The 12,329-nt window shown below is 65.9% G+C and carries 10 protein-coding genes and 1 pseudogene; 8 read left to right on the top strand and 3 right to left on the bottom strand.

All coding sequences use genetic code 11. The features are described 5' to 3' along the window. Positions 1–224 precede the first annotated feature (224 nt). The 7 genes and pseudogenes from EPN59_RS03840 to EPN59_RS03810 all read left to right on the top strand — a co-directional run. Positions 225–932: a paraquat-inducible protein A gene (locus tag EPN59_RS03840; RefSeq protein ID WP_293033204.1), complete on the top strand. Its 708-nt coding sequence runs from the start codon at positions 225–227 to the stop codon at positions 930–932. Between the two features lie 8 nt (positions 933–940). Continuing rightward, a complete protein-coding gene (locus EPN59_RS03835; RefSeq protein ID WP_293033202.1) occupies positions 941–1,615 on the top strand; it encodes a paraquat-inducible protein A in 675 nt (224 codons plus the stop codon). Next, positions 1,608–3,245: an MlaD family protein gene (locus tag EPN59_RS03830; protein WP_293033200.1), complete on the top strand. Its 1,638-nt coding sequence runs from the start codon at positions 1,608–1,610 to the stop codon at positions 3,243–3,245. Before EPN59_RS03835 ends, EPN59_RS03830 begins: the two co-directional genes overlap by 8 nt. After that, the gene (locus EPN59_RS03825) at positions 3,242–4,111 is read left to right on the top strand and encodes a PqiC family protein (RefSeq protein ID WP_293033198.1); all 870 of its coding nucleotides are present in this window, start codon (positions 3,242–3,244) and stop codon (positions 4,109–4,111) included. The genes EPN59_RS03830 and EPN59_RS03825 overlap by 4 nt, the downstream gene beginning before the upstream one ends. Before the next feature lie 86 nt (positions 4,112–4,197). After that, a complete protein-coding gene (locus EPN59_RS03820; RefSeq protein WP_293033196.1) occupies positions 4,198–6,378 on the top strand; it encodes a site-specific recombinase in 2,181 nt (726 codons plus the stop codon). 138 nt (positions 6,379–6,516) lie between these two features. Next, positions 6,517–7,824 carry a class I SAM-dependent RNA methyltransferase gene (locus EPN59_RS03815; protein ID WP_293033194.1) on the top strand — a complete coding sequence of 436 codons (1,308 nt, stop codon included), beginning with the start codon at positions 6,517–6,519 and terminating at the stop codon, positions 7,822–7,824. A gap of 150 nt (positions 7,825–7,974) precedes the next feature. Then, positions 7,975–8,079, top strand: a pseudogene (locus EPN59_RS03810) (DNA-binding transcriptional regulator); the annotation flags it as partial. 109 nt (positions 8,080–8,188) lie between these two features. Here EPN59_RS03810 and EPN59_RS03805 read toward each other — a convergent pair. Next, a complete protein-coding gene (locus EPN59_RS03805; RefSeq protein ID WP_293033192.1) occupies positions 8,189–9,529 on the bottom strand; it encodes an APC family permease in 1,341 nt (446 codons plus the stop codon). 132 nt (positions 9,530–9,661) lie between these two features. Beyond that, positions 9,662–10,507 (bottom strand): carbon-nitrogen hydrolase family protein, encoded by an 846-nt coding sequence (locus EPN59_RS03800; protein ID WP_293033190.1) that lies wholly within the window; start codon positions 10,505–10,507, stop codon positions 9,662–9,664. A 172-nt stretch (positions 10,508–10,679) separates the two neighbouring features. Here EPN59_RS03800 and EPN59_RS03795 point away from each other — a divergent pair, with 172 nt between their 5' ends. Continuing rightward, positions 10,680–11,507 (top strand): helix-turn-helix transcriptional regulator, encoded by an 828-nt coding sequence (locus EPN59_RS03795; RefSeq protein WP_293033229.1) that lies wholly within the window; start codon positions 10,680–10,682, stop codon positions 11,505–11,507. A gap of 159 nt (positions 11,508–11,666) precedes the next feature. On the opposite strand, the gene EPN59_RS03790 is transcribed toward EPN59_RS03795, so the two are convergent. After that, entirely contained in the window at positions 11,667–12,269 is a 603-nt protein-coding gene (locus EPN59_RS03790; protein WP_293033188.1) for a cation transporter, read from the bottom strand. Between the last annotated feature and the right edge of the window lie 60 nt (positions 12,270–12,329).

Here is a 12,329-nt window from a genome sequence, read left to right as displayed (position 1 = left end):
GCTCACCAGCATCGAACGCCTAAACGTGGCACACTCCTGGCCCGTCGTGCTGCTCCAGCAGCGCCCGGCAGCACGTCCTGCAGGCGGTGCGCGGGCGGAGAGCGCCACGGCACGCCGCAGCCCGCGTTTGGTAACATTGCACGAAGCTGCGGCGAACCCCGAACCTGTTTCGCGCGCACCCGCGCCGTTCGTCCCGTTCACGTCGATTTGCGTCATCTGCGAGCATGGCCTACGAACACCTGATCGCGTGTCACGACTGCGACGCGCTCTATCGCAAGCCGCATCTGCTCGGCCGGCAGACCGCGCGCTGCTCCCGCTGCGGTGCGACCCTCTATAGCAGCGGCTCCGCGCAGCTCGACCGCATCTGCGCGATGACGCTCGCCGCGCTCGTCACGTTCATCATCGCCCAATCGTTTCCTATCATCGAACTCGACGCCAACGGCATCACGACGGACTCGAGTCTCTTCGGCGCGCTCCTCGTGCTGTGGAGCGAGGACATGCAGATCGTCGCGCTGATGGTGTTCTGCGCCACAATCCTCTTTCCGCTCACCGAACTCGTCGCCCTGCTCTACGTGCTGCTGCCCGTGCGGCGCGGCGTCGTGCCGCCGGGCTTTAACCGCGTGCTGCGCGCCATCGAATTCGTGCGGCCCTGGGGCATGCTCGAAGTGTTCATGCTCGGCGTGCTGATCACGATCGTAAAGATGGTGAGCCTCGCGCGCGTGATTCCGGAAACGTCGCTGTTCGCATTCGGCGCGCTCACGCTGATGTTCACCGTGGTCGTCACGTTCGACGCGCGCACGCTCTGGGATATCGCCGACACCCTGCGCGCGCGTGAGCAGGCAAAGCGCGCTGCCGCGCCCGAGATCCACGGCCCCGCCGCACCAAAGCCGCCGCACCCCGGTCCGAACCCGACGGGCGCGTCCCCGCACTGAGGCGACCCATGAAATACCTGACCGCTTCCGTTGCTGGTCTCGTTTCGTGCCGCTCCTGCGGGCGCGTCCAGCCACGCCCGCGCGGCGTCGCCCCGTCACCCTGCGCGCGCTGCGGCGCAACGCTCCACGAACGCCACCCGGACAGCCTCACGCGCACGTGGGCGCTCCTCATCGCCGCCGCGGTGCTGTACATTCCCGCCAACCTGCTGCCGGTCATGCACACGGCCACGCTCGTCGGCGAGGAAGACGACACGATCATGAGCGGCGTCGTCTACTTCTGGACCTCGGGCTCATGGCCGCTCGCGATCATCGTGTTCATCGCGAGCATTCTCGTGCCGATGCTCAAGCTCTCGGTGCTCGTGCTCCTCTCGCTCACCGCCGGACGCCGCTCGAAGTGGCGGCCCGTCGAGCGCGCGAAGCTCTTCCGGCTCGTGGAGTTCATCGGCCGCTGGTCGATGCTCGACGTCTTCGTCGTGACGCTGACCGTCGCGCTCGTGCGGTTTCAGTCGCTGGCCGTGATCACGGCGCGTCCGGGCGCGATTGCGTTCGGCTCGGTGGTGGTCCTGACCATGATGGCGTCGATGCAGTTCGATCCGCGCCTGATCTGGGACCCCGTCGACGAAGACAGACACACAGGCACGCAGACACCCGAGCCATCTACACAGGATCATCCTCATGAGTGACCCGAAAGGACCGCCCCCACCCAGCGGGGGCGGCCCGCTCCCGCCCGATCTGCCCGAGCCGGAAATCGTCCGACCGAAGCGCTGGCTGCCCTCGCTCGTCTGGATCGTGCCGCTCGTCGCGGCGCTGATCGGCGTGGCGCTCGTGGTGAAGGCGGTGGCCATGCGCGGTCCGACCATCACGATCAGCTTCGCGAATGCCGAAGGCCTCGAACCCGGCAAGACCAAGGTGAAGTACAAGGACGTCGAGATCGGCTCGGTGCGCGCGATCAAGCTCTCGCCGAACCTCTCGCACGTGCTCGTCACCGTCGAGCTGACCAAGGACGCCGAAGCGTTCGCCGTGAAGGACAGCCGCTTCTGGGTCGTGCGCGCGCGCATCGGCGCGAGCGGCGTGTCGGGGCTCTCGACGCTGCTTTCGGGCTCCTACATCGGCGCCGACGCGGGCCGCTCGACCGAATCCGCCACGGACTTCACCGGGCTCGACGCGCCGCCCGCCGTCACGATCGATCAGAAAGGCCACCGCTACACGCTGCACAGCGAAACGCTCGGCTCGCTCGACATCGGCACGCCGATTTTCTACCGGCGCATCCAGGTGGGCCAGGTGACGGGCTACTCGCTCGACAGGGACGGCACCGGCGTCACGGTGCACGTGTTCGTGAGCGCGCCCTACGACCAGTACGTCGGCACCAACACGCGCTGGTGGCACGCCAGCGGCGTGAACGTGCAACTCGATTCGAACGGTATCAAGGTGAACACGCAGTCGCTCGCGACCGTCGTGGTGGGCGGCCTCGCATTCCAGGCGCCGCCGGGTCAAACGGCGGGACCGGAGGCGCCCGACAGTTCGGTGTTCACGCTCGCCTCCGACGAAGTCGAGGCGATGCGCGAGCCCGACGGCGCACCGCTGCACGTCGTCATGTACTTCAACCAGTCGCTGCGCGGGCTCGCGGTCGGCGCGCCGGTAGACTTCCGCGGCATCGTGCTCGGCCAGGTCACCGACATCGGCATCGAATACGACGCGAAGGAGCACAACTTCACGATGCCGGTCGCGATGGATCTGTATCCGCTGCGTCTGTCGCGTCGCGGCCGCGGCCAGCCGCCGCCGCCGCATACGCCGCAGGCCCACGAACTGATGAAGCGCCTCGTCGCACGCGGACTGCGCGGGCAGTTGCGCACCGGCAACCTGCTCACCGGCCAGCTCTACGTCGCGCTCGACATCTTCCCGAAGGCCCCGCCGTCGCACACCGATCTCGATCACGACCCGCTCGAACTGCCGACCATTCCGAACTCGCTCGAAGAACTGCAGCTCCAGGTGGCCGACATCGTGAAGAAGCTCGACAAGATCCCGTTCGACCAGATCGGGGCGAACCTGAACGATTCGCTCAAGAGCGCCAACCAGCTCTTCGCCCAGGTGAACACCGAACTGCTGCCGCAGTTGCGCGGCACATTGGGCGAAGCGCAGAAGACCTTCAGCGCGGCCCAGGCGACGCTGCAGCAGGATTCGCCGCTGCAGTCCGACGTGCATCAGGCCATGCAGGAACTGACGCGCACGCTGCAGTCGCTCAACTCGCTCTCGGACTATCTGGAGCGCCATCCCGAATCGCTGCTGCGCGGCAAATCAGGAGACCAGCCATGACGTTCGACCGGCTCCCTCCACGGCACGCCGGCAGGACCGGCCGCCGCGCCGGAATCGCCACAGTCACCAAAGTCGCCACAGTCGCCGCAATCGCCACGCACGCCGCCCGCGCGGCGGCGCTGGCCGCTGCGGCGGCAACTGCATTGCTGGCCGGTTGCGCCTCGCCGCCGAGCCACTTCTACACGCTGAGTCCGAGCGACGACGCCGCACCGGCGGCAACGTCGGTCACCGCGGGCAACCCCGCGTGGCTGATCGAACTCGCGCCGGTCAACGTGCCGCCGCAAGTCGCGAAACCGCAGTTCGTCGTGCAGACCGACGCGACCCGGGTCCTCGTGCTCGAACAGCGGCGCTGGGCGTCGATGCCGGGCGACGAGATCCGCCGCGCGCTGTCGGGCGACCTCACGCAGCAGCTCCACAGCATTGACGTCTACGGCTCGCCGCATCCCGAAGGCGTGCCGGTCTACCGCGTGAGCGTCAACGTGCAGCGCTTCGAATCGTGGCCCGGCTCGCATGCGCTCGTCGATGCCGTATGGAGCGTGCGCTCGCTCACGACGCAGACGGTCATGACCTGCCGCAGCGTGCTCAACGAACCGGTCGGCGACGGCTATGACGCGCTCGTCACCGGGCATCGGCGCGCAGTCGCGGCGCTCTCGACGGCGATTGCGAGCGGCGTGCGCGCGCTCGCGGCCCAGACTCAGACACAAGCGCAGACACAAGCGCAGACGCAATCGAAATCGGCGCCTGGCGGCGCAAAGCACACCAGCCGCGCGCAGCCCGCCGCCCTCATCCCCTGCCCGGCCACGGCGCCCGCTGCCGCAGCCGGATCATCCACCTCTTCCGCCGCGCCGGGCACGACGCCCGGCTAATCCCACCACGCGTGCTGCACGGCATAGACCGTGCGGCAGGCGCCACCTGCCTCCACCCGAGGCGCAACGCAGGCACGTTACGCCCCATGATTCATTCGTTCAAATCTCTCTGGAAGAAGTGGCGCGCATCGCGCGGCACCGTGCAGCAACTCGACGCGCTGCTCGCCGCCGCCGATGCCGACGCCCCTTACGCCGAACGCAGCGACTGTCTGATCGAGCTGATGCACTGGATTCACCGGCGCGGCACGCTCGACGCGACGGACCTCGCGCGCACGGCGTCCGACGACGAACCGCGCGCCGCACCGCCCGAACACGCGCGCGTGCGCTACCTGCTGCACGTGCTCGAACGCAATCCCGCGTGGCGGGCGAACGTCGGCGCGATCATCCGCAAGCTGCTGCGCGAGAGCGACAGCATTTCGCTGCTCTGCGACGCAGGCATGCCCGTGCATTCGGGCCTGACCGGCGCGCTTGTCGAGCGCATCCAGGCGCAGTTGATCCCGCCCGCGCCGAGCCGGCGCGACCTCGCGGCGCTCTTCACGCTGATGTTTCCGAACGAAAACGATCCCGACTGGATTGCGACGCTGCCGCTCGATCTGCTGACCCGGCTGCACGCGTTGATCGTCGAACCGGAGGAAGCGCACGCGCCCCTGCCTGCCACAGCCGCCACCGGCCTTGCAGAAGACGAACCCGATGCGGCCGCAACCATGCCGCGCGGGCGGCGGCACAGCGACTTCCCGGTCGATCTGTTGACGGCGCTTCACAACCTCACGAGCCAGATCAGCTCGACGGGCCTTTCATCGACGGTCCGCAGCCGCCTGCTGGACGACGACGCCCCGGCGGATGTCGAACGCCTGCCGTTCTACCGCCTGAACCGCGCGATGCTCGCCGTGGAGAACGCCCGCGACGCGGGCGAACCGGAGCGGCTGCTCCAGGAAGTGCGTTGGCTGCGCGTCCTGCTCGATAGCTGCCGCGCGGCCACCAACGATGTGTTCGCCCACCTCTACCGTCACGGCGTGCGCGTCGACACGGTGTTCCAGGTCGACCGCATGCGCATGCGGGTGCAGCGCGCCGAGCAGTTGCTCGACGCATGGATGGCGTCACATGACGTGCGCCTTCAGGCGCGCCTCGTCGCCGATCTGGTGAGCGCGAACCAGGCCAGCCAGAGCGTCGCGCACCTGTTGCGCAGCAACTTCGCGCTGCTCTCGCGCAAGGTCGTCGAACTGAGCGCCGACACCGGCGAACACTACATCGCCCGCAACCGCGCCGAGTATCTGACCATGCTGCGCATGGCCGCGGGCGGCGGGCTCGTCACGGCGGTGACGGTGTACGTGAAGTTCGGCATCACGGGCGCGCACCTGCCGTCAATCGTCGAAGGGGTGTTCGCGGGCCTCAACTACGCGCTCAGCTTTCTCGCGATCCACTTTTGCCACTTCTCGCTCGCGACCAAGCAGCCCGCGATGACCGCGCCGACGCTCGCGCGCGAACTCGACGGCACCGGCAAGGCGCCCGGGCGCGCGCGCTTCGTTTCGTCGGCGGTGGCGCTGATCCGCACCCAGGCGGCGGCGGTGCTCGGCAACGTCCTACTGGTGTTTCCGGCCTGCCTCGCGATCCAGCTCGTCTTCGGCTGGCTTTTCGACGCGAGCCTGATCTCGCCCGAGAAAGCGCACAGTACGCTGCAGTCGTTCTCGCTCGCAGGCCCGACGCCGCTCTACGCCGCGCTGACCGGCGTGCTGCTGTGGGCATCGAGCGTATTCGCCGGGTGGGCGGACAACTGGTTCGTGCTGCATCGCGTCGAGGACGCGCTCGCGTGGAACCGGCGTCTGCGTCTCACGCTCGGCACCTCGGGCGCGGCGCGCTTCGCCCGCTTCTGCCGCGCCAACGCCGGAGGTGTCTGGGGCAACGTCGTGCTCGGGATGCTGCTCGGGCTGGTTCCGGCCATCGTGTCCGCGTTCGCGTTCCAGTTCGAGGTGCGCCACGTGACGCTTTCGGCGGGCGCGATCGGCGTCGCGATGGGCGTGCTCGGCGCTGCGACGCTCGAAACCGCCGAACTCTGGTGGGCCGCTGCGGGCGTCGCCAGCATGGCGGTGCTCAACGTGACGGTGAGCTTCGGGCTCGCGATGCAGATGGCGCTGCGCTCGCGCGGCCTGCGGCACAAGGACGTGCGGCCGCTCATGCGCGCGCTGCAGCGGCGCGTGGTGCGCCGCCCGATCGACCTCTTCTGGCCGATGCGCAGGAGCCGGGACGGCGCGAAGGCGGGACGGCACTGAACTGGCGACTCCGGCACGGCAGCGGAGCACCGCGTGGAAGGGCGGCAAGCGGTCCGTCCGCGCCGCCCGACACCTGAGCGGCCCGCCGCCGCAACCCGCGTACAATAGCGCCTTCCCCGCAGCGTCCCGTCTTTCTTCATGTCCTTCGAATTCTTTGCTCCCTGCCCGCGCGGCCTCGAAACCGCGCTCGCCGCCGAACTGGCCGAAACCGCGCAACGGCGCTTGCCGCCCGGTGCGCTCGAGGTCGGCGCCGATGTGCCCGGCGGCGTGCACTTCCGCGGCAACTGGGCCGGCGGCATGGCCGCGAATCTGCACTCGCGCATCGCGAGCCGCGTGCTCCTGAAGATCGCCCACCGTCCGTATCGGAGCGAACAGGACATCTACGCGCTCGCCGCCGAGCAGCGCTGGGAGCAGTGGTTCACGCCGAACGAAACGCTGCGCGTCGACATCACCGCGATCAAATCGCCGCTGCGCAGCCTCGAATTCGCCACGCTGCGCGTGAAGGACGCGATCTGCGACCGCATGCGCTCGAAAGCCGGTGCGCGTCCGAGCATCGACACCGCGTATCCCGACGTGCGCGTGTTCGCGTTCCTCACCGCCAGCGACTGCACGCTCTATCTCGACACGTCGGGCGAGCCGCTCTTCAAGCGTGGCTGGCGTCTCGACAAGGGCGCGGCGCCGCTGCGCGAGAACCTCGCCGCCGGCATCCTGCGTCTCACGGGCTGGACGCCCGGCACGCCGCTCTACGACCCGATGTGCGGCAGCGGCACGTTCCTCGCCGAGGCGGCGCAGGTCGCGCTCGACATCGCGCCGGGGCTCTCGCGCAGCTTCGGCTTCGAGCGCCTCAAGCAAACCGACACGGCCGCCTGGCGTTATCTGAAGAGCGAGGCGAACACGGCGCGCAACACCGCGCAAAGCCGCACGTCCGGTCTGCACATCTACGGCAGCGACATTTCGGACGTGATGCTGGAAAAGGCGCGCGCCAACTTCGCGCGCGCGGGCTTCGGCAACGTGCCGCTCAAGCAGCTCGACGCGCGCAACATGACGCCGCCCGAAGACGCGCCGGGCATCCTCGTCGCGAATCCGCCGTATGGCGAGCGCATTGAAGTGCGCGGGCGCAACGCGCGCGGCGAAGCACGGCCGACATCGCGCGACCGCGACGACGCCGAAGAAGGCTTTCGCCGCGCCCAGACCGACGCCGACGCACCCGACGCCGAATTCTTCCAGGCGCTCGGCGACGCGCTCAAGCAGCGCTTCACCGGCTGGCGCGCGTTCGTGCTCACCTCGGACCGCAAGCTGCCGGGCCAGCTGCGCCTGCGCGAATCGGCGAAGACGCCGCTCTACAACGGCGCGCTCGAATGCCGCCTGTTCCGCTTCGATCTGATCGCGGGCAGCGTGCGCCAGCGTCCCGCGCAGGACAACGCGAACCCGGGCCAAAATTCCTGATTAGCGCCTGATTAGCGCCCGATTCAACGGCGGCGCGCATCCCCGAAGGATGCGCGCCGCAGCGTACATAAGGCCGTAAAGAGCACAGCAGCTTCCGCCCGCCTCATTTCGCACTCCACACTTTATTTCCTGGTGACAACCGCCGATATCGACATCGCGCGCATGACCGGCGTCGAAGTGCTCGAACCGTTTCCCGACATGAGCGGACGCAGGCTCGCCGACTACTTGCGGCGCGTGAATGCGCCGACGCGTTAGAGGCCGGGCATTAGGGACTGGGCATGAAGCACGCGCGCCGGGTGCACATATCACGTGCACCCGGCGCGCTCACATCGCGAGATCCGCTGAAGCGATTCGGGATCTCGGATCAGATTGCCACTTCAGGCGGCGCCTGGCGGAACAGGCGCGTGATCCAGCACAGATACGCCAGCCCGAGCACGAACCACACGGCGCCGAGCACGAGCGCAGTCTTCTCGAGACTCGCGAGCAGCCAGATATCGGCGACCGCGCCGATCAGCGGGAAAATCATGCCGCCGATCAGGCCGATCCTGCGCTCGCCGTGATTACCGGACAGGTACACGCGAACCACGCACAGATTGACAGCCGTAAAGGCGAGGAACGCGCCGAAGTTGATGAACGAGGTCGAGGTGGCGACATCGAGTTTCAGCGCGATCAATCCGACGATGCCTGCGAGTGCGATGTTTAACGCGGGCGTTTTAAAGCGCGGATGAATGAAGCCGAACACGCGCTTGGGCAGAATCTCGTCGCGGCCCATCGCGTAGAGCAGCCGGCCGACGCTCGCCTGCGCCGAGATGCCCGACGCAAACTGCGCGAGGATCAGGCCCGCGAGGAACACGGTCACGAATACATCGCCGCCGATCATCTTCGCCACTTCAAACGCGGCCGAATCCGTGTCCTTGAATTCGACGCCCGGGTGCGCAAGCTGCATCGTGTACGCTGCAATCACGAAGATCGCACCGCCGATCAGCGCGATCAACAGAATCGCGCGCGGCATGTTTTTGGTCGGATCGATGGTTTCTTCGGTAAGCGTGGAAACCGCGTCGAAGCCGAGATAGGAATAGGCGGCAATTGCAGCGCCCGCCATCGTCGCGCCGAACGGCACGTGTGGCTTGAAGAACGGCTCGGCCATCGCAATGCCGCCAGGGCCAGCCGCCGCCGACGCGTAATGCCAGCACAGCACGACGAACATGGCGGTGATCGCCAGCTGCACGATCATCAGAACGATATTGAAGCGCGCGGCCAGTTCGATGCCGACGATATTCAAACCGCTCGTCAGCACGATGAACGCAACGATCCAGATCCAGGTCGGCACGGTCGGGAACGCCGCGTTGAGATACGCCGCGCCGATCAGCCAGATCACCATCGGCAGGAAGAAATAATCGAGCAGCGTCGCCCAGCCGATCATGAAGCCGAGATGCGGGTTGAACGTCTTGCGCGTGTACGTGTAAGCGGAACCGGCGACAGGAAAGAGCCGCGCGAGTTTGCCGTAGCTGAGCGCGGTGAATCCGATCCCGATCAGTGCGAGCAGATAGGCGAGAGCGGCCGTGTCGCCGCTGGCCTTGGCGAGCACGCCGTAGGTGCCGTAGACGATCAGCGGCGCCATGTAGGCGAGACCGAAAAGCAGCACGGACGGCAGGCCGAGCGTGCGCTTGAGACGAGACGGTTCAGAAGAGGACGACGCTTGCATGATGTCTCCTTGACCTTTTGGAAGGCCGATACGAATGCCTTTTTGTCGTACAGCCGGCATTTAATGAAAGTAAGCAGGCACGCGCAGGGCACATGGCCTTGCGCGATGTCGCGGAAGAACGGCTAAGAGGGCTTACGTGACGCGACGTCGAGTCGCTTCGATCAACAACGCGCGATTCCCGTCCGCTTGTTCGACAGGCACGAGACCGAGCGGCACGCGTGCGTCGTGCAGATAGTTGTAATGTTCGAGGCTGGCTTCGATACGCGTGAGATCGATCTTCGCCTTCGCGACCGTCTCGTCGCGACCGAGTTCGACGAGAGTCTCGCCAAACGGATCGACGACTGCGGAAAGGCCCGCGAACGTGAGGTTGTCGTCGCCGGAACCGCAACGGTTCACCATCAGCGCGAACATCTGGTTTTCCATCGCGCGCGCCGCAATCGCACGGCGATGCACCGGACCGAACGGATCCATGTTGCCGTTCGTGACGATCAGCAGATCGGCGTCGAGCGCGCCGACCGCGCGCGCCGTTTCAGGAAATTCGATGTCGTAGCAAATCAGGAGACCTACCGTGAGATCGTTCCACCGGCCGGTCACGAAGCGGTCACCTGGCGTGAACACGCCGACGTCCGACGCCCACAGATGCGTCTTGCGATAGCGCAGCGCAATGGCGCCGCTTTCGTCGATGAGCACGGAGGTGTTGTAGAACGCGTTGCCGTCGCGTTCCGCGAGGCCCACTGCAACGGCGACACCTTTTTTCCGTGCCGCGTCGCGCACCGAGGACAACGCGGGGCCGTCGAGCGTCTGTGCAATATCGGCGACGTTTTCGCGCGTCGGGAAGCCCGACAACGTCGTTTCGGGGAACACGACCAGTTTCGTGCCGCCCGTCGCATCGACGCGTTCGATCGCCTCGATCACCTTGCGCGTGTTGTGCGCGACGTTGCCGTCGATGAGCGCGAGTTGCGCCAGTTCTACCTGCATGAAAACGTCTCCTTCCAAACACCTTTCGGCAGCATGTCGTTTGCGTTCGCACGCTCGTACGACTCTTCGTCGCGCAAAACAGATTGCGCCGCTGCCTCGTAATGATGCGGATTATCGCGGTATTATTTTTTCCCGCAATTACCCACGAGGGTTACCCTCACCGGAGGACATGATGGACCTGGAGTGGCGAGATCTCGCGTTTCATCGGGAGATCGGTTCGGTCATCGATGCCCTCGATGGCCCGCACTTCTGGGCGCGCCTCACGCGCGTGCTCGAAAGACATATCGAATTCGACAGCTGGGTTGCGCTCTGTTTCGCTCGCGATGCCGCGCCGCTCGTACTCGCCGAGCAGCCGATGCCCGACGGCAAGATCGATCTGATGTTCCAGGACTATCTGGCTGCGCTCTATCAGCTCGATCCGTTCTATCTCACCGCATTCGAAGTGCAGGAGTCGGGTTTCTACACGCTCGCCGATGTCGCACCGGACAACTTCCGGATGACCGAATACTACGAACGGTACTTCAGGAAAAATATCGTCGGCGACGAAGTGCATTTCAACGTCGTGATTGATCGAGATCACACAATGGGTTTTTCGCTCGGCAAAACGAGCCGGTACGACGAGCGCGAAATCGCATCGCTCACGCTGTACTCGCCCTGGGTGCGGGCGTTGATGCAGCAGCGCTTGCGCTTCGAAAAATTCGCCGTGAAAGCAGCGCCGCAAGAGCCGCGCGCCACCGAAAGCGTGGGGCCAGACCCGCAAGCGCGCTTTGGCATGTTGACGGACAAGAGCGGACGCGGCGCGTTGACGACGCGCGAAATCGAAGTGGCCATGCTGTCGTTGAGCGGATTCTCGTCGCGCGCGATGGCGGAGAAATTGTCTATTTCATTCGAGACAGTGCGCGCACACAGAAAACACATCTACGCAAAACTCGGGATCGGCTCACAGTCCGAATTGTTTGCGCTGTTCTATGAACCGCGAAAAGCGGGTGAGGCTGAGTGATGCGTTGGGGTGGTCGCGCGTCGCGGTTGCGCGCAGCCGACCGATGAGAGATGCACGTTCGTTCTCGAAGCGTTTATTCAGCGCCGTGTGGGCTGGATTGCCTGCGGCGCACAACGTACCGATCACCGAGCCGTTACGCTGAGGCGTCAAGAGCGGCGTTCAGATCGTAGCGCCCGCCTCGTTTGCCTCTCGCAGGATCTCGACCGCCTCTTTCAGCACGTATAGCCCGATAACGAACCCTACCAGCAGATCAACGGCGCGAAAGCCTGTCGCCAGCACAATGCCGCCCGATACAAACACCGCGATGTTGGCCAGGACATCGGCTCGCGTGCAGATATAACTTGCGCGCATATGAACCTCGCCGCGCCGGTACTTTGCCAGTTGCATCAGGACGTAGAGATTGACCGCGAACGATACAACCGAATAGGCCAGCATCACCATTCCGATGGGCTCACTGCCGGAATACCAGCGCCGGATCACCTCGGCGATGATCCCCGCCCCCAGCAGCACCAGGATGCCGCCGGTCCATCTGGCTGCGTTCCTTTTGAACGCCATCCCGCGCGTGAATGCCATCAGCGCCAGGGCATAGGCAGCCGCATCGGTCAACATGTCCAGCGCGTCCGACAAAATCCCCGTCGATTGCGCATGCCATCCTGCCAGCATACCGATCACGAACATCGCCAGATTCAGAACCAGCGCGGTCTTGATTGCCTTCCGCTCTGCCGCCGTATGGGACGAAACGCGGGAACACTCACAACTCACGTCACACTCCTTTTAGCGTTGATCCGAATATCGTGTGCCCGGCACAATGCTCGCGTCATC

This window comes from Paraburkholderia sp. (assembly GCF_004298475.1).
In the GTDB taxonomy this organism is placed as follows: Bacteria; Pseudomonadota; Gammaproteobacteria; order Burkholderiales; family Burkholderiaceae; genus Paraburkholderia; species Paraburkholderia denitrificans.
Note: the sequence above shows the minus strand (reverse complement) of the source record. Positions and strands in the feature narration are given on the sequence as shown.

Coding starts and splice junctions, on each gene's coding strand:
- EPN59_RS03835 (WP_293033202.1), top strand. CDS start 941: ATGAAATACCTGACCGCTTCCGTTGCTGGTCTCGTTTCGTGCCGCTCC.
- EPN59_RS03825 (WP_293033198.1), top strand. CDS start 3,242: ATGACGTTCGACCGGCTCCCTCCACGGCACGCCGGCAGGACCGGCCGC.
- EPN59_RS03805 (WP_293033192.1), bottom strand. CDS start 9,529: ATGCAAGCGTCGTCCTCTTCTGAACCGTCTCGTCTCAAGCGCACGCTC.
- EPN59_RS03830 (WP_293033200.1), top strand. CDS start 1,608: ATGAGTGACCCGAAAGGACCGCCCCCACCCAGCGGGGGCGGCCCGCTC.
- EPN59_RS03815 (WP_293033194.1), top strand. CDS start 6,517: ATGTCCTTCGAATTCTTTGCTCCCTGCCCGCGCGGCCTCGAAACCGCG.
- EPN59_RS03800 (WP_293033190.1), bottom strand. CDS start 10,507: ATGCAGGTAGAACTGGCGCAACTCGCGCTCATCGACGGCAACGTCGCG.
- EPN59_RS03840 (WP_293033204.1), top strand. CDS start 225: ATGGCCTACGAACACCTGATCGCGTGTCACGACTGCGACGCGCTCTAT.
- EPN59_RS03820 (WP_293033196.1), top strand. CDS start 4,198: ATGATTCATTCGTTCAAATCTCTCTGGAAGAAGTGGCGCGCATCGCGC.
- EPN59_RS03795 (WP_293033229.1), top strand. CDS start 10,680: ATGGACCTGGAGTGGCGAGATCTCGCGTTTCATCGGGAGATCGGTTCG.